This is a genomic window from Actinomadura chibensis NBRC 106107, from assembly GCF_001552135.1.
Classification (GTDB): Bacteria; Actinomycetota; Actinomycetes; order Streptosporangiales; family Streptosporangiaceae; genus Spirillospora; species Spirillospora chibensis.
Genome location: NZ_BCQP01000008.1, coordinates 1 through 22,528 on the forward strand (window position 1 = coordinate 1; position 22,528 = coordinate 22,528).

A 22,528-nucleotide genomic window follows, 5' to 3' on the forward strand; every position below is an offset into this window, starting at 1 on the left:
GGGGGGAAGGGATAAATGCCCTTCTTAGGGGTAGGCGATCGGGTGTCCGTGGATGTCCGGAGGGTCGTACGCTGTCCACCGGGTCCTGTCAGGTCGCACGGCGGGGGGTAGCGTGCCTCTGCTTCACAAGATCGCTGGAGTCGTGGTCGTCTGCGCCGTGATCCTGGGGCTCACCCTTCCGGGGCATAAGCGCGACAGGGAGCAGAACGCTCAGCGGGCCGGAGCGGCCGTGCGGGCGCCGGCCGATGCCCATGCCGCGAAGGCGACGGGGAGGCCCGTGCCGGGCGCCTCAGGGACGCGGGGGAGTCCTTCGCCGTCCGCGACGCCGACCGCGCCGATCCCGGCGGCGGCGCCCGGGGCGGTGGCGGTCAAGGCGAACGAGCTGGGGCAGGTCCCGGTGCTGATGTACCACCGGATCGTCCCGAAGCCGGAGATGTCGCTCGACCGGTCGACGAAGGAGCTGTACGACGAGCTGACGGGGCTGGCCAAGGGCGGGTACGTGCCGGTCACGGCGGCGGAGTTCGTCACCGGGGTGTTCAACGTCCCGGCGGGCAGGCATCCCGTGGTGTTGACCTTCGACGACAGCACGCCGGGGCACTTCGCGCTCGACGCGGCGGGCAACCCGAAGCCGGACACGGCGGTCGCGATCATCCTGCGTGTCGCGCGGGAGAACCCGGGGTTCCGTCCGACGGCGACGTTCTACCTGAACAAGGAGCTGTTCGGGATGGACGACGCGCAGGCGCCGGCGGGGCTGAACTGGCTGCGCCAGCACGGGTTCGAGCTGGGCAACCACACGGTGTCCCATCCGAGCCTCGCCGGGATGCCGGAGAAGCGGGTGCGGGACGAGATCGGCGGCATGGAGGACCGGATCGTCCGGCTGACGGGGGCGCACACGACGACGTTCGCGTACCCGTTCGGGGCCGTCCCGAAGAAGAAGGCGTGGGCCGAGAAGCAGGGCGGCCGGTACGACTTCCAGGGGATCTTCCTCGCCGGGTGGCGGCCGTCCATCTCGCCGTTCGACGAGGACTTCGACCGGTGGAACATCGACCGGGTCCGCTCCGAGGGCAAGATCAAGGAGAACGACTGCACCCGGTACTGCTCTACCGCCTGGTTGGAATATCTGGACAAGAACCCGGATGAGCGGTACACATCTGACGGCGATCCGAACACCGTGACGTTTCCGAGGACGGCCGAGGACCGGCTGGCCACGGCTTACCGCGGCCGGGCGCGCGCCTACTGATCCGGCGCGCTCGGAACCGGATTGACCACGCGCGGCCAGTCCCATATCCTGATCGCTGCGCTGTGGGCCTGCGCGCCTCGGACGGAGCAGGCTCGCGCTCGGTCAGGTCGGCGACCTCGGTTCGGTTCACTGACGCGGCAGCGACCGCGTCCCATTCCGGTCTTCGGCAGGGCGGATACCGGCCCTCCGCGCACAACCCATACGACTTCCATGTCCGTACCGGAGCCAGCCGACACATGACGAGCAGCACCGAGGCCACCTCGACCACCCCGCAGGTAGCGGTCAACGACATCGGGTCCGAGGAAGCCTTCCTCGCCGCGATCGACGAGACCATCAAGTACTTCAACGACGGCGACATTGTCGAAGGCACTGTCGTCAAGGTCGATCGTGACGAGGTCCTCCTCGACATCGGCTACAAGACCGAGGGCGTCATCCCCTCGCGCGAGCTGTCCATCAAGCACGATGTCGACCCCAACGAGGTCGTCTCCGTGGGAGACCACGTCGAGGCGCTCGTCCTCCAGAAGGAGGACAAGGAGGGGCGGCTGATCCTGTCCAAGAAGCGGGCTCAGTACGAGCGCGCCTGGGGCACGATCGAGAAGATCAAGGACGAGGACGGCATCGTCACGGGCACGGTCATCGAGGTCGTCAAGGGCGGCCTCATCCTCGACATCGGGCTGCGCGGCTTCCTGCCGGCGTCCCTGGTCGAGATGCGCCGCGTCCGCGACCTGCAGCCCTACGTGGGCCGCGAGCTCGAAGCCAAGATCATCGAGCTGGACAAGAACCGCAACAACGTGGTCCTGTCCCGCCGCGCCTGGCTGGAGCAGACGCAGAGCGAGGTCCGCCAGACCTTCCTCAACACCCTCCAGAAGGGCCAGGTCCGCAAGGGCGTCGTGTCCTCGATCGTCAACTTCGGCGCGTTCGTCGACCTCGGCGGCGTGGACGGGCTCGTGCACGTCTCCGAGCTGTCCTGGAAGCACATCGACCACCCGTCCGAGGTGGTCGAGGTCGGCCAGGAGGTCACGGTCGAGGTCCTGGACGTCGACATGGAGCGCGAGCGGGTCTCGCTGTCGCTCAAGGCGACGCAGGAAGACCCGTGGCAGCAGTTCGCCCGCACCCACCAGATCGGGCAGGTCGTGCCGGGACGCGTCACCAAGCTGGTGCCGTTCGGCGCGTTCGTCCGCGTCGAGGAGGGCATCGAGGGCCTGGTGCACATCTCCGAGCTGGCCGAGCGGCACGTGGAGATCCCCGAGCAGGTCGTCCAGGTCGGCGACGAGATCTTCGTGAAGATCATCGACATCGACCTCGACCGGCGCCGGATCAGCCTGTCGCTCAAGCAGGCCAACGAGGGCGCCGCCGGGATCGAGGAAGAGGACTTCGACCCGACCCTGTACGGCATGCCCGCCGAGTACGACGAGCAGGGCAACTACAAGTACCCCGAGGGCTTCGACGCCGAGACCGGCGAGTGGCTGCCGGGCTTCGACGAGCAGCGCGAGACCTGGGAGCGGCAGTACGCCGAGGCCCGGTCCCGCTTCGACGCCCACCGGCGGCAGATCGAGGAGGCCCGCAAGGCCGAGGCCGAGGCGGGCGCCGAGCCCGCGTCCGGCGGCGGCGGCGGGGGCGAGACCTCCTACTCCGGCGGCGGGGAGAGCGAGTCCGGCGGCGGCGCCCTCGCCACCGACGAGGCGCTCGCCGCGCTGCGGGAGAAGCTCTCCGGCGGCCAGTGACGGAACCGTCGACCACCGCCGCGCGGAGCCTCCGCGCGGCGGTGGTGACGTTCCGCCGGTGATCCAGCGGACACGGCCGGAGGACGATCCCACCGGATCGCGCTCCGGCCGTGCTCGGCTGCGCCGGGTCCGATAGCTTTGCCGTCGTCCCCGAAGGTCCGCCCGTCCCCCGGAGCTCTCGTTCAATTGGCCAGCACAGACGCCGACGTCGGCACGAGGACCGGCGGCCCCGCCGCGGCCGGGCCGTCCATCGTTCCGCAGGGGCCGGCGCGGCTCGCGCTGATCGCGGTCACCGTCGCGGTCCTCGCGCAGACCCTGCGGTTCTCCCTGCCCCAGTTCGACCACTTCGCCGACGACGCCGGGGTCGGCGCCGCCGGCGCCGCCATTTTCGCGGTGTACCTGGTGGGGTTCGCCGCGCCGCTGATCCGCCGCGCCGCGGGCCCGCGCGGGCTGCTGGCCACCGGGATCGGCGGGCTGCTCGCCGTCCGGCTGCTGGCGCAGGCGATCGACCCGCGCACCTGGCTGGCGTTCGCGGGCACCGCGGTCGGGATGATCGCGATCGCGGCGCTGTACGAGGGCGCCCGCGGCCTGTCCGGCGTCGGGTTCGCCACGGCGACCGTCGCCGGGCTCTCGGTCGACACGGCGGTGCGGATGTGCTTCGCCACCTGGGACCCGGTCTGGCGGGACGGCCTCGGCCCGTGGCTCGCGTGCCTGGCGTTCGTCGGCCTCGGCGCCGCCGCGCTGTACCGCGAGCTCGCGTCCGGCCCGGTCGCCGCGCCCGGGATCTCCTGGCGGGACGCGCTCGGCGCCGCCGCGTTCGGGCCGTTCCTCGCCCTCCAGGTGCTGGTGCTGTCCAGCCCGGCGTTCGTGGCGTCGTCCGGCTGGCAGTCGCTGACCGGGGCGCACGTCGCGATCGTCATCGGGCAGGGGCTCGCGCTGGCGTTCCTCGCGTCCGGGCTCGCCGTCCGCGCCGTCCCGGGCGGGGTGTGCGTGCTCGGCGGGACGGTCCTCGGGGTCGGCGCGGGCGCCGCCGCCGGGACGTACGCGGTGTCCGGCATCGAGATCGTGCCCATCGTGATCGTCGGGCAGGTGCTGGCCGCGTGGCTGCTCGCGGTGGCGTGCCGCGCGCCGCTGCGCCGCGCCGGGACCGGCGGGCCCGTCCGGCGGGTCGACGCGGGCGCCGCGCTCGGCGGCCTGCTGATCGTGGTGGTGCTCATCCCGTACCAGGTCAGCGCCGTGTCGCCGCTGCCGTTCCCGAACAACCTGCTGCCCGGCCTCGCCGGGATCCTGCTCGGCGGGCTCGCCGCGATCGCCGCCGCCCGCGGCGGTCCGCTGCCCGCGCGCGCGCCGGTGCGGGCCGCCGGCGCCGGCGCCGCCTCGCTCCTGCTGCTGTGCGGGACGGTCGTGTTCACCGTGGCCGCGCCGGACGGCAAGGCGCAGGCCGCGCCCGTCCCCGGCCAGGTGCGGGTGCTGAGCTACAACATCCACGACGCGGTCGACCAGTCCGGGCGGCTCGACCCCGAGGGCATAGCGCGGGTGATCGAGGGGCAGCGGGCGCAGGTCGTCCTGCTGCAGGAGGCCGGGCGCGGGTCGCTGCTGTCCGGCACCACCGACGTCGGCGTGTGGCTGTCGCGGCGCCTCGGCATGAAGCTCATCTGGGGCCCGGCCGCCGACGGCCAGTTCGGCAACGCGATCCTCACGTCGCTGCCGGTGCGCAGCTCCGGGACGGGCCGGATGCCGCGCGGCGACTGGTCGCAGATCCGCGGCTACGTGTGGGCGCGGCTCGCGGTCGGCGCCACCACGATGGACGTGTGGTCCACGCACCTGGAGGGCGGCGACGACCAGGCGGACGAGCGCCGCCGCGAGGTGGCGGCGCTGCTGCGCGCCTGGGGCGGCGCGCCGCGCACGCTGATCGGCGGCGACTTCAACGCCGGGCCCGGCAGCCGGGAGTTCGCCGCGCTGACCGACGGCACCGACCTGCGCAGCGTCGCGATCGGCGACGACTCGTCCCCGACCAGGTCGGACGGGGCGCGGGTCGACTGGATCCTCGGCTCGGACGGCGTGCTCGTCACCGACTACGACGTCCCGCGCTCGGACGCGTCCGACCACTATCCGGTGGCCGTGACGGTCCGGATCGGCCGCTGACCGGACCCGCCCCGATTCCGCCGCTAGGGTCGAGCCATGAGCGAACCGACGGTCGCGATAGAGCGCGCCGGACCGGACGACGCCGGTGAACTGCTGACCGTCCAGCGCGCCGCCTACGTCACCGAGGCGCAGCTGTACGGCGACCCGTTCATCCCCCCGCTCGTCGAGTCGGTCGAGCAGCTCCAGAAGGTGCTCGCCGGGGACGCGGTGGTGCTGAAGGCGGTCCAGGGGACGCGGGTGGTCGGGGCCGTCCGCGCCCAGTTCAGCGACCACACGTGCCTGGTGGGGCGGCTGGTCGTCGTCCCGGACATGCAGCGCCGCGGGATCGGCGGGCGGCTCCTCGCCGCGCTGGAGGCCGAGGTCGCCGGCCGCGCCGACGCGTGCGTGCTGTTCACCGGCCACCTGAGCGACTCGAACCTGGGCCTGTACCGCAAGCTCGGGTACGCCGAGACGCACCGGGAGCGGGTCGCGGCGCACCTGACCCTCGTCCACATGCGCAAACCCCTCGTCCCTGCGGAGACGGCCTGACGGCTAGGGTGAGGCCGTGCTGAAAGTGGGACTGACCGGCGGGATCGGTTCGGGCAAGAGCGAGGTGTCGGCTCTGCTGCGCGCGCGCGGGGCCGTGGTCATCGACGCTGACAGGATCGCCCGCGAGGTGGTGGAGCCGGGCACGCCGGGCCTCGCCGCCGTCGTCGCGGAGTTCGGCGAGGACGTGCTGCTGCCGTCCGGGGGGCTCGACCGGGAGAAGGTCGGCCGGGTCGTGTTCGCCGACCCCGAGCGGCTCGCGGCGCTGAACGCGATCGTCCATCCGCTGGTGGGGGAGCGGATGGAGGAGCTGATGGACGCCGCCCCCGCCGACGCCGTCGTGGTCTACGACGTGCCCCTGCTCGCCGAGAACGGGCTCGCGTCCATGTACGACGAGGTCGTGGTCGTGGACGCGCCCGAGGAGGCGCGGCTCGACCGGCTGGTGGCGCGGCGCGGCATGACCGAGGAGGACGCCCGCGCCCGGATGGCGAACCAGGCGTCCCCGGAGGAGCGGCGTGCCGTCGCGACCCGCGTCATCGACAACTCCGGCACCCTCGACGACCTGAAGAAGCAGGTCGACGCCCTCTGGGAGGCCCTGACCCGCTCCGCCTGACCGGATCCGGACGTGGCGCGGACGGGCGGCGGTGCTGTAATGAGCTCACTTACTCTCTTGGTGAGGAGCTGTCATGGCACGCGTCATGGTCCGGGTGGTCGTCGGAATGTCGCTGGTCGCGGGGTGTGCCGCCGTGGCTCCGGCGGCGTCGGCGGCCGGTCCGGGGGCGACGATCAGGCTCGGTGTCGTGCCGCGGGAGGGCGGTCCGGCGGCGCGGTTCGCGACGCTGACCTGCGACCCGGTCGGCGGCACCCATCCGGACGCGGCGGCCGCCTGCGCCGAGCTCGCCGAGGTGAACGGGGACGTCGGGCGCGTACCGCCGCAGCGCGGCCGGTTCTGCTCGGCGGTGTGGCTGCCGGTGGACGCGACCGCGTCCGGGACCTGGCAGGGCCGCCCGATCGAGTTCTCCGAGGTCGACAGCAACGACGGCTGCGCGCGAATAGCGCACGGCCACGTCTTCGACTTCTGAGATCCCGGCTCAGGGCCGGGCGGCGGCCCGGAGGCGCTGGGCCGGGACCTTCCAGCGCGCCGGACCGTTGATGTTGACGACGATGTCGACGCCGTCCGGCGCGGAGGACGCGAGTTCGCTCCCGGTGGCCGTCCGCCATGAGCCGCCTTCCAGCAGCGGTTCGCTCGGTAGCCGCTCCTGGGAGGTGAAGACGAAGATTCCCTCGATGCCGTCGATCTCGTGGACCCAGAGGGAGTCGTCGGCCCCCTCGGGCTGGGTCGCGACCAGGACCTCCGAGGACAGCAGCAGCGCGACCGCCTGGTCGTCGGCCCCGTAACCGGCCACGACCAGTTGGACAGCGGCGTCCAGCGCGTCGGCCGGCTCGGGGAAGCCGAGCACCCGCGGCGACGGCCGGTACCCGGGGTTCTTCCTGAAACGGCCCGTGATCTCGCCGGCCTCGTCGATGCGCCACGCCCCGACGATCCCGTACGGCGGGACGTCCTCGCCTGAACCGAAGAACGGGTCGATCTCGTGCAGCCAGGAACCCGGGTTCCGCCTGGCGAATTCACGGGCCGCCGGGGAGTCGGGCGGTGGCAGGGGGCGGTCGTCGTCAGTCAGCGGAACCAACCCATTCGCTGAAGTAGCGGACCTGCTCTTCGACGCTGACCACCGAATCGCACGGGGCCGGGTCGAAGATGTAGAGCGTGTTGCGGGGGTTCGGCCGCTTGAACAGGCTGAGCAGGATGCGCGCGCCTCGCCTGGACGGGAGGTGGTAGAGCATGCGTCCGCCGCCCATGTCCCTCGACATGCCCGAGGGATGCGCGTCGCGCCGGGCGCCGTTCACGCACAGTTTGATGCCCTCGGCATCGGTGGTCCGGCGTATCTCCTGGAACGCGGCGAACAGATCGTCGGCCTCCGCCTCCCACTCGCGCCCGTCGTCGGCCCGCAGCGTCAACCGCCAGGGCGGACCCTTCTCCGAGGCGGACACGCTCCAGTCGCTTCGGTTCCCGTCCGGTGTCAGCACCGGGATCGACTCGGTGTGCATCTCACCTTCCTCGGAAATGCGGGTTCTCGACTACCTTGCCGGTATAGGAGAGGTTCCTGACTTCGCGCGCCCGCCTGATGTGCTCGCGGGGAATGTGGTCGAGGAAGGCCCGCTCCTTTTCTGATTGCCCCCATAACAGGAAGCGGTATCTCCAGCCCAGTGCCTTGTTGACGTCGATGGCGGGCGCCGGGGACTCGATGTCGTAGACCCAGCCGTGGAGTTTCCTGCCGGATCCTTGGGCGTCGACGGTGAACGGCATGGCGGCCTTGTCGGTCGTCGACGTGCCGATGAACCGGGACGCTTCGTTGAGTTCCGCGTACTTCTTGAGGTCGCCGCTCGTGCCGCGAGCGCGGAAGCCGTCACCGCTGAGGAAGATGGCGTCCGGATCGCGGGTGTCGCCCCGAAACACGCGCTTAGAGGTGGTTTTTACTGCGTTCTTGTACTTCTCCAGGGGGTCGTCTTCTCGCGGGTCGGTGCTTTCCCGAGTCTCATCATCCGCTGCGGCGGGTGAATCCGTATCCTGTTCGCCGCGTGTTTTACCGTCGTTTTCATTCCCCGCCCCGGACGGCGCCGTGACGTCGCGCCGCTCCTTGGACCCGCCCTCGGCGCCCTCTTGATCGCCTTTCAGGGCGTCCTGCGATTGCCGTGCCGCGGCCTTGCTCTCCACGCGGGAGGGCTGGCTGGGCGTTCCGGGACGGTCGGGCGGAGGCGGCGACCCGATTCGGGGCCTCTCGATATTCGCGCCGCTCGAATCATTGCCGGTGCCCGGGCGGTCGACACTCATGTCGTCGGCCCCTCTCGGTCGCTGGACAAGGCAACACCTGCGCCAGAAGCGGAGTTCGCGCGGCCGCGGGGATGCCGGCACCGATTCAACGAAGCGAGAGTGCACCAATCCGCGCTTACGCGTCAATGGCCGCGATAGCGGCTACAAGGGCTGACCAGCTAAAAGATCTCCGGACCCGCCGAACCGAAACCGGCGCCGGACGACCGGCCGTCCGTCCCGTGTCGAAAGGGGGCCGTCGCCGGGCACTCGGCGATCGTCGGCGGCGGCGACATGGGGACCTGCCGCTTTGGCCGCCCCCGGCACGCCGTGGGCATGCGGTGGATCACGGCGCCGGTCGAGCGGACCGGTACCGGCACTGTCAAGATCCCTTATTCAGAAGGCATCCGAAACGGTGGAAATGGTGGTCGCCCTTATGGGCGCTCGCCCCACGTCCGGTATCGGACGCGGTGGCCGGGCGGATTGGCGTTCCCGCTCACCGGTTGTGGGAAGGGTTGTCAAGTTCGCCGTTAGAAGGGCGCGTCCAGGGGGAGTTGGTGGACCTCGCGTAGGTAGACGTCGAGTTCGCCTGGTTCGAAGCGGCACATGGCCACGGCGTACCAGAATTCGGCGGTCGCGTTGCCCTCCCATTTGTAGCGGCCGTCGGGTGCGAACGCCGCCCAGCCTTCGGCGAGGCCGAGCAGGGTCGCGCGGCGGACGGGGGCCGCGTGGTCGGTGACGTCCCAGAGGATGATGGCGCCGTCGTCGCCAGCGGTGGCGAGGAGGGTGCCGTCCGGGCTGAACGCGGCCGACCAGACCCGGCGCGTGTGGCCGCCGGTGAGGGTGTGCAGGAGGCGTCCGCTGGTCGGGTCCCAAAGGCGGACGACCGTGTCGTCACCGGCGCTGGCGAGGACCGCGCCGGACGGGTGGAACGCGGTGGTCCAGAGGCGTCCGGAGTGGCCGGTGAGGGTGTGGAGCGCCTCTCCCGTGGACGGGTCCCAGAGCCGGACGGTGCCGTCGTTGCTCGCGCTGGCGAGGGTCTCCCCGGACGGCGAGAACACCACCCGGTATACGCGGTTGCTGTGGCCGCCTAGGACCGACACCAGGTCGCCCGTGCGCGGGTGCCACAACCGGACGAGGCCGTCGTCGCACCCGGTGGCGACCAGGGCGCCGCCCGGGTGGAAGTCGATGGAGCGGACACGGCCCTTGTGGTCGGCCAGGTTGACGATCTCGCGTCCGGTCGTCCAGTACCAGAGCCGGACGGAGTCGTCGTCGTTCGCGGTGGCGAGGACGTCTCCGGCGGGCGCGAACGCCTGCGCCCACACGTGGTCGGTCTCGGCGTTGAGTTCGCGTTCGAAGTCGCCCGTCCCGGCCTGCCAGAGGTGGACGCCGCCGTCGTTGGTGGCGGTGGCGAGCTGGGAGTGGCGGGTGTTGAACGCGGCGGACGTCAGGTTGTCGGCGACGCCGCGCAGTTCGCGGACCATCCGGCCCGAGCGCGGGTCCCACAGCCGGACGAGGCCGTCGTTGCCGCTGCTCGCGAGCATGCCGCCGTCCGGGCTGAAGGTGACGCCGGTGACGCGGCGGCCGTGCCCGCGCAGGACGACGCGGCACTGCCCGGTCTCGGCGTCCCACAGCCGGGCCGTCCCGTCGTTGCTGCTGGTGGCGAGCTGGGCGCCGTCCCGGCGGAACGCGAACGGCCACACCGCGCCGCGGTGCCCGGACAGTTCGAGGCGCTGCCGCCCGGTCGCCGGGTCCCACAGGCGGACGGACCCGGCGCTGTCGGCGGTGGCGAGCCTGCTCCCGTCCGGGCTGAACGCGGCCTGGTAGATGCCGCCTCCGTGGCCGGACAGGGTGCGGCGGTGGAGGCCGTCCTCCCAGATGCGGACGGAACCGTCGGTGTCGCCTGTGACGAGAACGTTGCCGTCTGGGTGGTAGGCGATGGCGTAGACGCGTCCGGTGTGCCCGAGGAGCTCCTGCCTGATCTCGCCCGTGCGGATGTCCCAGAGGCGGACGACGCCCGCCTGGTCCCCGGCGGCGAGGAGGGAGCCGTCTGGGTGGAACACCGCGCGGAACACCGAACCGCGGTGTCCGGTGAGCTCGCGCCTGAGGGAACCGGTGGCGAGGTCCCAGACGCGTAGGGTTCCGCCCGCGTCGCCCGTCACCATGAGCGAGCCCGCCGGGTCGAACACCGCCGTGAACACGGGCGCGGTGTGCCCGGACAATTCGTGCAGCAGCTCGCCGGACACGATGTCCCAGACGCGGATGGTCCCGTCGGCGGCGCCCGCTGCGACGAGGTCCGCGCCGGACGGGGAATGCCCGCCCACGACTACCGGCCAGACCCCCTCGGGGTGGACGGTCAGCGTGTGCGAGGTGTGGCCCGTGGCCAAGTCCCACAACCGGACGGTCCCGTCCGCCGAGCCGCTCGCCAGGATGTTGCCCGGGGAGTCGAACGCCACCGCGTAGGCGCGGTCGGTGTGGCCTTGGAGGGTGCGCAGGGGAGTGCCCGTGATGGCGTCGCACATGAGGACGCCGCCGTCCTCGTTCCCCAACGCGATGACCGATCCGCCCGGGCTGTAGGCGAGCGGCTGGGGGAGGCGGCTGGTCTGGAAGTGGAATCCGTAGGGGACGCCGACCGCGGCCGGGGCGACCTGGATGTCGATGGGGCGTCCGGGCACGATCGCCGCCTCGCGCAGTTCGGGCGCTTCGGCGACGCGCGCGGGCAGGGCGGCGTCGACGAGGGCGGCGCGGGTCCAGTGGCTGCCGTCGACGGTGACGTCGCGCAGGTCGGCGCGGGCGAGCCGGGCCCGCGACAGGTCAGCGCCGCGGAGGTCGGCGCCGGTCAGCTTGGCCTCGTCCAGGCGGGCCCCGGCGAGGGACGCGTCGCGCAGGACGGCCCGCGACAGGTTCGCGCCGACGAGTTGCGCGTCGGTGAGGTCGGCGCCCGTCAGGTCCACTTCCTGGAGGTCGCGGTAGGAGAGGTCTTCGCCCTGGAGCCGCGCGCCGCGCAGATCGGTGTGCGCGGGGGTGCGCAGCCGTGTCGTGATGCGGATCGCGTTGGCGCGCTCGGTGTCGTCCGCGTCGGGGTCCGCGAGGACCCGTGCCGCCCAGTCCTGGCATGTACGGGTGTCGGCGAGGTCGCAGAGGAAGTCGACGGTGAGCTGGGTGAGAGCGCGCCTGCCCAAGGCGGACGGGGCCGCGCCCCCGGCGAACTCGTCCGCGATGTGGCGCGCGACGAGCCACTCCATGACCGACGCGTGGATGAACCCGAACAGGCCCTCGTCGGTGCGGACGAGCAGGCTTCCGGCGCCGACCGCGTGCGTCACCTGGTGCGGTGACATGCGCCCTCCGGCGAGGCCGGTGAGGGTGTCGGCGACGTCCGCCAGCTCGGCGAGGCGCAGGAACTGCTCGTTGCCCTCCCACAGCCGCAGCGCGAGCGTGCCCACGGCGCGCCACATGTCGTCCGCCCGCAGTCCGGACGGCCCGCCCGCCCCGGCGACCCGGTCGGCCTCGTACGCCAGCCAGGACGACAGGATCTCGTGGTAGAGGTCGGCGGGGCTGACCGCGCGGCGGGCCTGCGCGACCGCGCGGAGACGGTCCTCGGGCAGGTCCGCGATGAACGACAGCATCCGCGGGTTGGACGTCAGGGCCAGCAGCTCCTCGATCCCCGTGAGGAGACTCAGGCGCGCCTCGGCCGCGTCCTCGTCGCCGTACCGGTTCACCAGGTACGAGCGGACCTGGAGGGGCGAGAAGTCCTCCAGCCCGAGGACGCGCCGGTGCGGCAGGACGCCGACCTTCTCGCCGAGCGCGGTCAGCACCTGCGCCTGCGACTTGAAGTGCTGCGTCCGGCTCGCCACCACGATCTTCGCCTTGTCCTGGGCGGCCTGGAGCAGCGTGTCGAGGTGGTCGGCCGCCTGGTCGTAGGTGACGCGCGTGACCAGCTCGTCGAAGCCGTCGAACAGCAGGACGATGCGCCCCTGCCGCAGCATGTAGTGGAACGCCTTGAGGTCGATCAGCTCCTCGCCGTGGTTGGCCAGGTGCGCGGCGACGAGGCCGTCCACCGAGTGCGCCTTGTCCAGGGCGCGCAGCTCGATCAGGATCGGGATGACGTGCGGCAGCTCCTCGGGGATGCGGCGGGCGAGCTCGCGCAGCGCGAACGTCTTGCCGCGTCCGAAGTCGCCCAGCAGCAGCAGGAACCGCCCGTGGTCGGCGGCGAGCAGGCGCAGCATCTCGCCCACGACGTCCTCGTGGACGTCCGTGGCCGAACGGCTCTCCTCCCCGGACGGGGTCTCCGCACGGAAGCGGTCGAGTTCCCGGTACCGCTGCGGGACGTACAGGGACGTCGGGTACAGGCCCCCGGCGGAGAGGCGCCCCGTCTGGGCCGTGACGTACTCCGACAGGTCGACCAGCCCCTGGAACTCGGTGAGGCTGCGCACCCGGATGCCGCGCCGCAGGGCGTCGTCGCGGACGGACCGCGCCGGGGCCGGACCCAGGTACACCAGCTCGGACCCGTGGTCGGTCCCGTCGGCGTGCACATGGCGGACGAACGCGTCCACGTCCGCCTCGGTCACCCGCCCCACGTGGGCGCCGATGCGGTACTGGCGGACGAAGCCGTCCTCCATGTGGGTGAGGAGCAGGTGCGGCGGGTCCGACCGGCCGTCCTCGCCCGGCGCCGGGACGATCCGCCGGATGGTCGCGCGCTCGAACCGCGTCTCGCACGCCTCGGTCAGCCGGTCGAGCAGTTGCCCCGTCGGGTCGGGGACGGGGTCGACGGACGCGTTCGCCCCGCCAGGGCCCAGCTCCGGCGAGGGCGCCGCGGGCGGGGTCTCGGCGCGGAGCGCGGGGAACGTTCCCCGGGCGTTCGACCATTCGCGTTCGAGGCGCTCAGGGCCGCGCCGTTCCGCGTCTTCAGGGATCCATCGCTCCAGGCCGTCCCGCCGCAGGACGACGGTCTGGTGGCGGCCAGGGCCGAGCGTCGGAATCGACGGGACGCCGTTGCGGAGCAGGGGAATCGTGCCGTATTCCGATTCCGTCCCTTGGAAGAACAGGTTGACGTGACCGCCGAGCAGGGTCTCCACGGTTTCGGGGTCGCGCAGGGCCCTGGGCTCACCGGGGATGGGGGCGTGTTCGATCGCCGCCAGCCGCAGCCACCCCTCCTCCTCGAAATGGCGCAGCCGCTCGTTGAACCAGGCGGCCTGCGCGCTGCCGACCCGTCCGTACCGGTCGGCCTCGCGGTGGGTCTGCGGCAGGGTCGAGTTCAGCCCGGCGACGACGACGCGCAGGTCGGGGACGGGGAAGAGCGTCCACGGCTGGGCGCTGTCGAAGATGAGCGCGTCGATGCCCTGGTAGAACTCCTTGAACAGTCCCGCGTAGTGGCGCCATTTCGGCCAGTACGGGGGCTGCGGTTCGATGTCGTCCGCCTCGCAGCTGGAGAAGTACGCCTGGCACGCGGCGCGCGTGACGTCGTGCGTGCCGGGGACGACGACGACCCGTTGCGCCTCCAGGCCGAGCAGGGCGCGCAGGCTCGTGAGGAACGACAGCGCCTCGGTGAACTCCTTGCGGCTGCCCGAATGGGTGAGGTTCCCCGACACGACCAGCAGATCGGGACGCGGCACCCCGGAATCGGCGAGCCGCGTGACGTCGCTCCAGATGCGGTCCTGCAGTTCGGTGGCCGTCGTGGGCTCGCCCGGCTCGGCTAGCGTCCGGCCGAACCTGGGCCCGGACACGTGCAGGACGCTGAGCTGACCGCGCGGCGCGTCGGCGCCGTTCGCGGCCGGGTAGGCGGGCGCGGCGACGGGCGCCCGGCGGGCGGGCCGCTCCCCGGTCGGCTCGGGCCGTCCCGCGGATCCCTCTCCGGGCCCCTCAGCGCCCTCCAGGCGGCCGGGCAGCGGGTCGCGGGCCCCGAGGAGGGGGCGGCCCGCACCGGGGAAGCCAGGGCCGTTCTGTGGGCGCGCGTGCCCGGCGAGCGCCTCGCCGATGCGCCGCATCAGCAGGCCGCGCGCCTCGTCCGGGTCGTCGATCCCCACGAGGTCGACGTAGGTGATCGTGGACAGCAGCCCGTCGATCGGGCAGTCCTCGATGCGGACCGTGACGAGCTTGCGGGACGGCTCGTCCGGGTCGGCCCGCAGCGCCGCCATCCACTCCAGCCGCCCGTACCTCGACCGCAGGTAGTTGCGGGACAGCACCGCGACCACCGCCTTGGCCTCCGACAGGCCGCGGTCCATGAAGTCGATGAAGTTGGTGCCGGGGACGAAGTCCCACGCCTGCATCATGGTGCGGTGCCCCGCGGCCTCCAACTGCCAGGCGATCCACGACGCCCACCGCTCGTCCGCGGGCGAATAGCTGATGAAGAAGTCGGTCGGACGCTCCTGCCTGGTCTGGCCGCCGGGGGGTGTCATGCCGCCAGTATCGCGCGGTCCGGCCGGGAGGGCTGCGCGCCGTGCCGCCTATGGGATCATGTCGCGCGTGCCACCCCGGACCGACACGCTGCGCCGAGCGGCACGCTCCCTGGGCGTCCTCGACTGGATCCGCGTCGGCGTCCTCGTCCTCGGCCTCGTGTTCGTCGCGACCGGCCTGCTGCCCGCCGACACGGCGCGGTCCAGCGTGGGACGGATCGCGCCCCTGCTGCTCTTCCTGTTCAGCGTCATCGTCCTCGCCGAGCTGACCAAGGAGGCGGGGGTCTTCGACGCGATCGCGCAGCGGATGGCGCGGGCGGGGCGCGGGAACTACGTCGCGCTGTTCCTGCTCTGCGTCGCGTTCGCGTCTGTCACCACCGTGTTCCTCAACCTGGACACGACCGCGGTACTGCTCACCCCGGTCATGCTCGCGCTGGCGGCGCGCGCGCGGATCGCGACCCTTCCGCTGGCCATGACGACCGTCTGGCTCGCCAACACCGCCAGCCTCCTGCTTCCGGTGTCGAACCTGACCAACCTGCTGGCCGCCGACCGGGTGGCGCTGGAGACACGCGAGTTCGCGGCCCGCATGTGGGCGCCGCAACTGGCCGTCCTCGCCGTCACCATGGCGCTGCTGTGGGCGTTCTACTGGCGGCGGCGGATGCGCGGCGCGGAATCCTACGACCCGCCCGAGCCCGCGCCCGTCCGGGACCGGGTGCTGTTCTCCGCCACCGGGCTCGCCTGCCTGATCTTCATCGGGGCGATCCTCGCGGGCGTGCACACCGGGATCCAGCTCGGCGTCGCGGCGGCCGTCCCCGCCGTGGTGGCGGTCGGCGCGTTCGCCGTCCGCGACAGGGCCGCCCTGCGGCCCGCGCTGATCCCGTGGCAGCTCATGGTGTTCGTCACGGGCCTGTTCCTGGTCGTCCCCACGCTGGAGCGGTTCGGGCTGGACGACGCCATGCACGCGCTGGTGGGCGGCGACGACAGCGTCGCCGGGGCGTACCGGGCCGCGTTCTCCGGCGCCGGGCTGTCGAACGTGCTCAACAACCTTCCCGCCTACGTGGCGGGGGAGTCGGCCGTACCGGTGTCGAACAAGGAGCAGCTTCTGTCACTGCTCGTCGGGACGAACGTGGGCCCGGTCATCACGCCGTGGGGGTCCCTCGCCACGCTGCTGTGGTTCGAATGGTGCCGCCGGTGGGACGTCCGCGTCCCCATCCGCAAGTTCGTGCTCACGGGGACGGTACTGGCCGTCGCGGGCTGCGCGGCCACCGTCCCGGCGCTCCTGCTGACCGGCTGACCCGGCGGGCCGCGGGTCGGGGGCGGCGAACTCCGCCGTGGTCTCCAGGAGGCGGTCGAGCAGTTCCGGGCGCGCGGCCACGAAGCCCAGCTCGGACGGCGTCCGGTCGATGCCGAGCTCGTAGGGGCGCCCGTCCAGGCGGCGCAGCTCCGCGCCCGCCTCGGCGGCCAGCAGCGCGCCCGCCGGGAGGTCGACGATCTCGGGCAGGTAGCCGACGATCCCGTCGATGTCGCCCCGGGCCAGCATCGTCCACGCCACGAGCGGCGCCCAGAGCTGGAGCATCCGCGCGCACCGGCTCTCCAGGGCCGTGCGCAGGCCGCACGCCACCCGGTCGCCCGCGGACACCTGGTGCCCTTGGGTCCATGCCAGGACGGGGTTGTCCTCGCGTCCCGGCCGTGGACGTTCGGCCAGGGTCACCGGGGTTCCGTCCGGGCCCAGGGCGCCCTCACCGCGAACGGCGGACCACGTGCGCCCTGACACGGGGTCGTGGACGACGCCCAAGACGGGCTCTGCGCGCGCGCACAGCGCGAGGCCCACCGCGTAGACGGGCATGCCGATCGCCACGTTGTTGGTGCCGTCCAGCGGGTCGACGAGCCAGACCATCTCCTCGCCTGGAGCGCCGTCCAGGATCCCCGACTCCTCGGCGATGATGCGGTGGCCCGGATACGCCGCGCGGATGCGTCCCAGGATCAGCTCCTCCGCGGCCGTGTCCAGCTCGGTCACGACGTCCCCGCCGGTGCCTTTGGGACGTATCTCCAGCGGTCCGCCCACACCGGCGCTGAGCAGCGCGCCCGCCGCTTCGGCGGCGTCCACCGCGACCCTGCGGGCGGCGGAGAGATCGACGGCGGGGGCCGGTGAGGGGGGCACGGATCTCATCAAGCTCTGCCTTTCCGGGGGCCGACCCCGAGTCCCCCGGGTGGGAGGCCCGAAGATCCTCGCTTCGCCGCGGTCGCCGGACCCGTCCATCGTCGCCGCCCGCGCGTGGGCGGGGGCCGCGTCGGCGATCCGCCGGACGGAGCGCCGCAGGGCCGCCACCATGTCGGCGTCGTCGGAACGAGAACGTCGCACGTGGTGCGTGGGCGTGTCCAGGGGCCCGAGGGACAGATCGCCCCCGCCGGGGGTGTGCCGCCCCAGCGCGACCGTCGCGGCGTCCGGGCCGTCCTCGATGAGCGTGGTGTGGAAGACGCCCGCGGGGAGGGTGTAGGAATCGCCGGTCCGGTGCGTGCTGGACGGGCCGGGCGAGTACCGGACGGCGCGCCCGGTGGCCCGCAACTCGTCCACCTCGCCCCGGCTCACCACCTCGAACACCTGCCCGACGTCCCCGTCCGCTGGGTCGGGGCCCTCCTGGACGTCCATCCGCACGTTCCGGACCGTCCCGTACAGGACGAAGCTGAGCAGGTCCCAGCTGTGGCAGTGGACCGCGGACGTGGTGAACGGGGCCGGGCCCACCTCGGGCGTCCAGATGTGCAGGCACACCCCCAGATCACCGCTTCGCTCCACGGGAAGGCACACGAAGCCCAGGGGGTGGCGCATGGCCGGGACGGAGGAGCGCCCCGCGGCGACGTCGTCGAGGACGCCCCTCGCCCAGGCGGGCAGCGTCCGCGCCGCCGTTCCGGCCCTGATCTCGTGGCGGATCTCCTCGTACCTCACTCGGTCACCAGTCCGGGGGAGCGGTTTCGGTGATCGGCCCGTTCCCGTCGCTCACTCGTAGGGGTCCTTGGGGCGCAGCGCCTTCCGGATGATCTCGATGACGTCGCGGTCGGTGTAGCCGTGCGCGAGGTCGATCCCGATCACCTCGAACAGCTTGCGGACCTCCTCGACGGTGGGCTCGTCGTCCAGCGGGGCCAGCCGCGCCTGCTCCACCGGGACGCGGCGGGCCTGGTCCAGGCTGGTCTGCAGTTCCGCGCTGACCCAGCTGTAGTAGAACTTGTTGTTGTCGATGACCAGCGCCTCGCCGCGCGGGTCGTCCCGCGTGACCACGACCCGCGAGGACGCCAGGTCGTACCGCAGCGTCGTCATCGTGCGGGACAGGCCGATGTCGATGTCGAGCATGGCGAACCGCTGCTTGTGCCAGCACGCCGCGAGGATCGTGGCGTACGCCTCCTTGCGGGTGCGCTCCAGCGTCCAGGGCTCGCCGGTGGCGTCGGGGCCGTCCGACACGGAGCGGCGGTGACGCGCGTACGCCTCGCAGACCTCCACGTTGGTGGGGTCGAGGATCTCCAGGCGGAACAGCAGCGTGCGCCGCTCACGGCGCGCCGTCCCGACGCACTCGGGCAGCGTGCGCGCGCGGATGTAGGTCCCGGTGCCGCCCTTGAAGAACCACCGGTCGGTGTCGCGGCGGGCCTCTTCGAGCACCTGCGCCACCTGTGCGCCGCTGATGACCCGGACCACCGTGGTCTCGTCCAGCGCGCGCTTGGTCTCCGACAGCACGCTCTCGAAGCTCTCGATGTGGGTGAGCTTGCCGCTCAGGTCGTCCAGCGTGGACGAGGACGCGCGGAGCGTGTCGCGCACCTCGGCCTCGACGGGGAGGCGGCGCCCCCGGTCGCGCAGCACGGACGTCGCGAGCAGGCCGATCACCGCGAGGATCGCGCTGTTGGTGATGTCGGTCTCGTTCGGCAGCTTCACCCCGAGGCCGATCACCGCCACGGTGACGGCCAGCACCAGCGCGATCACCGCGTCGGCGTTCTTCGCGAGCCAGTTGGCGAAACGGGTCATGGTCGGCGGCTACCCCGTCCTGTGTCGGCGTCGCCGAGGGCGATCCGGGGGCGCGCGGGGTGACGTCCCCCTTGGAGCACACGATCGGCGCCGTCATCGTAACCACAGGGCGTTGATAGCGGGAAAGCCCCATGGGCAGGGCGATTCGGGTGCCCTGGCAGGGGGGCGCCCGTCACCGTCCCGGACCGGCCCCCGCGGCCTTCCCGATCTGGATGACCATGGGTGTCGGCGGCCCGCTATAGGCTCGTCCGCATGCGCGTGCGGGGCTGGTGGGCGACGGCGTGGCCGACGCGCCGTTCGCGTGCGCTCGACGTGGTCATCGCCCTGTCCCTGGCCGCGGGCGACGGCGTCTTCATGTGGTTCACCGAGCAGGACTTCTGGCTCCCGCCGCCCGTCGTGGCGGCGTGCAGCGTCTTCCTCGGCCTCACCGTGGTCGTGCGGCGCGTCCACCCGGTCGCCCTGGCCCTGTTCACGCTCGTCTTCGGGACGGTCACCGGCGCGGGCGTGTTCGCCGTGCTGGTCATCATGTACTCGCTCGCCGCCTACACCGCGTCCCGCCAGACGGTGGTGACCATCGCGGTGGCCGGCTACATCGCCTCGCTCGCGTTCCCCGGGCCCACCTCCGAGAACGGCTCGTTCCTCGCGCAGGCCATGTTCGGCATCGTGTTCGTGACGGTCCCGGTCCTGCTCGGCCTCTACATGAGGGCGCGCAAGCAGCTCGTGATCTCGCTCCAAGAGCGTGCCGCGCGTTTGGAACGTGAACAGCACCTCCTCGCGGAGCGCGCGCGGGGCGAGGAACGCACCCGCATCGCGCGGGAGATGCACGACGTGGTCGCCAACAGGATCAGCGTCATGGTCGTGCACGCGGGGGCGCTCAAGGCCATCGCCGTCCGCGACCCGGTCCGGGCGGCGGAGACCGCCACCGTGATAGGCGACATGGGGCGGCAGGCGCTGGAGGAGCTCCGCCACGTCATCGGGGTCCTGCGCCAGGGCGAGGAGGCCCTGCCCCAGGAGGCGGTGACGCTGGCGCACGTCCGCGAGCTGGTCGGGCAGTCCGGCGCGGCCGGGCTGAAGGTCGAACTGGCGATCCGCGGCGAGGAGCAGCCCATGCCCGCCGCCGTCGGACGGACGGTCTACCGCCTCGTCCAGGAGGCGCTCACCAACGTGCACAAGCACGCCGGGGCCGCCGACACCCGCGTCGGCCTCGCCCTGCTGCCCGAGGCCGTCGAGGTGGAGGTGGCGAACGAGCCGCCCACCGCCCCGCCCGAGCACCGGCTGCCGAGCGGCGGGAACGGCCTGGTCGGGCTGCGCGAGCGGGTCACCGCCCTCGGCGGCAGCTTCGAGGCGGGGCCGCGCGCGGGCGGCTACGCCGTGCGGGCCAGGATCCCGCTGCCCGCGTCCTGACGGCGGCCGGATACCGGGGCCCGACCTGCGGGGACGCGGAATGTCGGCGGCCTTGCGTACTGTTGTGACGGCAGGGGAGAGAGCCGTACCCAGGGGAGGCGACGATGCGGCCGGTCACTGATCTTCGGCGCCGCGTGGCGCCGTTCGAGGTCGTCACGGAGATGACGCCGTCGGGCGACCAGCCGCAGGCGATCGCCGAGCTCGCCGCCCGCGTCGAGGCGGGCGAGAAGGACTCGGTGCTCCTCGGCGCCACCGGCACCGGCAAGACCGCCACGATCGCGTGGCTGGTCGAGAAGGTGCAGCGGCCCCTGCTGGTCATGCAGCCGAACAAGACCCTGGCCGCGCAGTTCGCCAACGAGCTGCGCGAGATGCTCCCGAACAACGCCGTCGAGTACTTCGTCTCGTACTACGACTACTACCAGCCCGAGGCGTACATCCCGCAGACCGACACCTACATCGAGAAGGACTCCTCGATCAACGACGAGGTCGACCGGCTGCGGCACTCGGCGACCAACTCGCTGCTCACCCGCCGCGACACCGTGGTCGTCGCGTCGGTGTCGTGCATCTACGGCCTCGGCACCCCGCAGGAGTACGTCGACCGCATGGTCCGGCTCAACGTCGGCCAGGAGATCGAGCGCGACGCCCTGCTCCGCCAGCTCGTCGGCATGCAGTACACCCGCAACGACCTCGCCTTCACCCGCGGCACGTTCCGCGTCCGCGGCGACACGATCGAGATCATCCCGCAGTACGAGGAGCTCGCCGTCCGCATCGAGATGTTCGGCGACGAGATCGAGAAGCTCGCCACCCTGCACCCGCTCACCGGCGAGCTCATCACCGAGGACGAGGAGCTCTACGTCTTCCCCGCGTCCCACTACGTCGCCGGGCCGGAGCGCATGGAGCGGGCCATCCGCGACATCGAGGCCGAGCTGGAGGACGTCCTCGCCGTGATGGAGCGGCAGGGCAAGATGCTGGAGGCGCAGCGCCTGCGGATGCGCACCAGCTACGACATCGAGATGATGCGGCAGGTCGGCACCTGCTCCGGCATCGAGAACTACTCCCGCCACATCGACGGCCGCGGCCCCGGCACCGCCCCCAACACCCTCCTCGACTACTTCCCTGAGGACTTCCTCCTCGTCATCGACGAGTCGCACCAGACCGTCCCGCAGATCGGCGCGATGTACGAGGGCGACGCGTCCCGCAAGCGGATGCTGGTCGAGCACGGCTTCCGGCTGCCCTCCGCGATGGACAACCGCCCCCTCAAGTGGGAGGAGTTCCTCGACCGCATCGGCCAGACCGTGTACCTGTCCGCGACGCCCGGCACGTACGAGATGAACCGCGTCAAGGGCGACGTCGTCGAGCAGGTCATCCGGCCCACCGGCCTGGTCGACCCGGAGGTCGTCGTCAAGCCGACCAAGGGCCAGATCGACGACCTCATCCACGAGATCCGCGAGCGCACCGAGCGGGACGAGCGCGTCCTCGTCACCACCCTCACCAAGAAGATGGCCGAGGACCTCACCGACTACCTCCTCGAACTCGGCATCCAGGTCCGCTACCTGCACAGCGAGGTCGACACGCTGCGCCGCGTCGAGCTGCTCCGCGAGCTGCGGGCCGGCGAGTACGACGTGCTGGTCGGCATCAACCTGCTCCGCGAGGGCCTCGACCTGCCCGAGGTGTCGCTCGTCGCGATCCTGGACGCCGACAAGGAGGGCTTCCTGCGCTCGGAGACGTCCCTCATCCAGACGATCGGCCGCGCGGCGCGCAACGTGTCCGGCCAGGTGCACATGTACGCCGACACGGTCACCCCGTCGATGGAGCGCGCGATCGACGAGACGAACCGGCGCCGCGCCAAGCAGGTCGCCTACAACGAGGAGCACGGCATCAAGCCGACGGCGCTGCGCAAGCGCATCGCCGACATCCTCGACTCGCTCGCCCGCGAGGACGCCGACACCGAGACGCTGATCGGCGGCGCGGGCCGCCAGCAGAGCCGCGGCAAGGCGCCCGTCCCCGGCCTCGCGTCCCGCACCAGGGAGGTCGGCCGGCACGCCGCCGACCTGGTCGGCGAGCGCCCGCGCGAGGAGCTTGAGGCCCTCATCGAGGAGATGACCGCCCAGATGCACCAGGCCGCCGCCGACCTCCAGTTCGAGCTGGCCGCCCGCCTCCGCGACGAGACGAAGGAACTGAAACGCGAACTCCGCGAGATGAAGGAGGCAGGCGTCAAGTGAC

14 protein-coding genes and 1 pseudogene are annotated in these 22,528 nt (G+C 72.2%); 9 read left to right on the forward strand and 6 right to left on the reverse strand.

All coding sequences use genetic code 11. The features are described 5' to 3' along the window. Positions 1-277 precede the first annotated feature (277 nt). The 6 genes from ACH01S_RS03900 (at position 278) to ACH01S_RS03925 (ending at position 6,716) form a co-directional block, all read left to right on the forward strand. Positions 278-1,240 (forward strand): polysaccharide deacetylase family protein, encoded by a 963-nt coding sequence (locus ACH01S_RS03900; RefSeq protein ID WP_246236765.1) that lies wholly within the window; start codon positions 278-280, stop codon positions 1,238-1,240. A gap of 236 nt (positions 1,241-1,476) precedes the next feature. After that, complete coding sequence (gene rpsA / locus ACH01S_RS03905) at positions 1,477-2,964, forward strand: 30S ribosomal protein S1 (RefSeq protein WP_067885424.1); 1,488 nt, start codon at positions 1,477-1,479, stop codon at positions 2,962-2,964. Between the two features lie 186 nt (positions 2,965-3,150). After that, positions 3,151-5,109 (forward strand): endonuclease/exonuclease/phosphatase family protein, encoded by a 1,959-nt coding sequence (locus ACH01S_RS03910; protein ID WP_067885426.1) that lies wholly within the window; start codon positions 3,151-3,153, stop codon positions 5,107-5,109. A gap of 36 nt (positions 5,110-5,145) precedes the next feature. After that, a complete protein-coding gene (locus ACH01S_RS03915; RefSeq protein WP_067885428.1) occupies positions 5,146-5,637 on the forward strand; it encodes a GNAT family N-acetyltransferase in 492 nt (163 codons plus the stop codon). Between the two features lie 16 nt (positions 5,638-5,653). Next, entirely contained in the window at positions 5,654-6,247 is a 594-nt protein-coding gene (gene coaE / locus ACH01S_RS03920) for a dephospho-CoA kinase (RefSeq protein ID WP_067885430.1), read from the forward strand. A 73-nt stretch (positions 6,248-6,320) separates the two neighbouring features. Then, positions 6,321-6,716, forward strand: coding sequence for an SSI family serine proteinase inhibitor (locus ACH01S_RS03925; protein ID WP_083980301.1), 396 nt, complete (start codon positions 6,321-6,323; stop codon positions 6,714-6,716). A gap of 9 nt (positions 6,717-6,725) precedes the next feature. Here ACH01S_RS03925 and ACH01S_RS03930 read toward each other — a convergent pair whose 3' ends face one another. From ACH01S_RS03930 to ACH01S_RS03945, 4 genes are all read right to left on the reverse strand, one after another. Next, a complete protein-coding gene (locus ACH01S_RS03930; protein ID WP_067885431.1) occupies positions 6,726-7,322 on the reverse strand; it encodes a type VII secretion system-associated protein in 597 nt (198 codons plus the stop codon). Further along, complete coding sequence (locus ACH01S_RS44280; RefSeq protein ID WP_067885433.1) at positions 7,306-7,740, reverse strand: hypothetical protein; 435 nt, start codon at positions 7,738-7,740, stop codon at positions 7,306-7,308. Before ACH01S_RS44280 ends, ACH01S_RS03930 begins: the two co-directional genes overlap by 17 nt. Position 7,741: 1 nt before the next feature. Then, positions 7,742-8,524 (reverse strand): scabin-related ADP-ribosyltransferase, encoded by a 783-nt coding sequence (locus tag ACH01S_RS43185; RefSeq protein WP_148344443.1) that lies wholly within the window; start codon positions 8,522-8,524, stop codon positions 7,742-7,744. A gap of 506 nt (positions 8,525-9,030) precedes the next feature. Then, positions 9,031-14,895, reverse strand: coding sequence for a WD40 domain-containing protein (locus ACH01S_RS03945; protein WP_067885437.1), 5,865 nt, complete (start codon positions 14,893-14,895; stop codon positions 9,031-9,033). A gap of 67 nt (positions 14,896-14,962) precedes the next feature. Between ACH01S_RS03945 and ACH01S_RS03950 the strand changes: the two genes are divergently transcribed. Continuing rightward, on the forward strand, positions 14,963-16,186 hold the full coding sequence (locus ACH01S_RS03950) for an ArsB/NhaD family transporter (RefSeq protein WP_246236767.1): 1,224 nt from the start codon (positions 14,963-14,965) through the stop codon (positions 16,184-16,186). 51 nt (positions 16,187-16,237) lie between these two features. Here the strand turns inward: ACH01S_RS03950 and ACH01S_RS46605 are convergent. Both ACH01S_RS46605 and ACH01S_RS03955 read right to left on the reverse strand, forming a co-directional pair. Continuing rightward, positions 16,238-17,719, reverse strand: a pseudogene (locus ACH01S_RS46605) (inositol monophosphatase family protein); the annotation flags it as partial. A gap of 168 nt (positions 17,720-17,887) precedes the next feature. Beyond that, a complete protein-coding gene (locus tag ACH01S_RS03955; RefSeq protein WP_067885441.1) occupies positions 17,888-18,901 on the reverse strand; it encodes a hypothetical protein in 1,014 nt (337 codons plus the stop codon). Positions 18,902-19,153: 252 nt separating this feature from the next. On the opposite strand from ACH01S_RS03955, the gene ACH01S_RS03960 reads away from it, so the two are divergent. Further along, positions 19,154-20,305, forward strand: coding sequence for a sensor histidine kinase (locus ACH01S_RS03960; RefSeq protein ID WP_067885581.1), 1,152 nt, complete (start codon positions 19,154-19,156; stop codon positions 20,303-20,305). 104 nt (positions 20,306-20,409) lie between these two features. Then, complete coding sequence (gene uvrB / locus ACH01S_RS03965) at positions 20,410-22,527, forward strand: excinuclease ABC subunit UvrB (protein ID WP_067885443.1); 2,118 nt, start codon at positions 20,410-20,412, stop codon at positions 22,525-22,527. The last annotated feature ends 1 nt before the right edge of the window (position 22,528 follow it).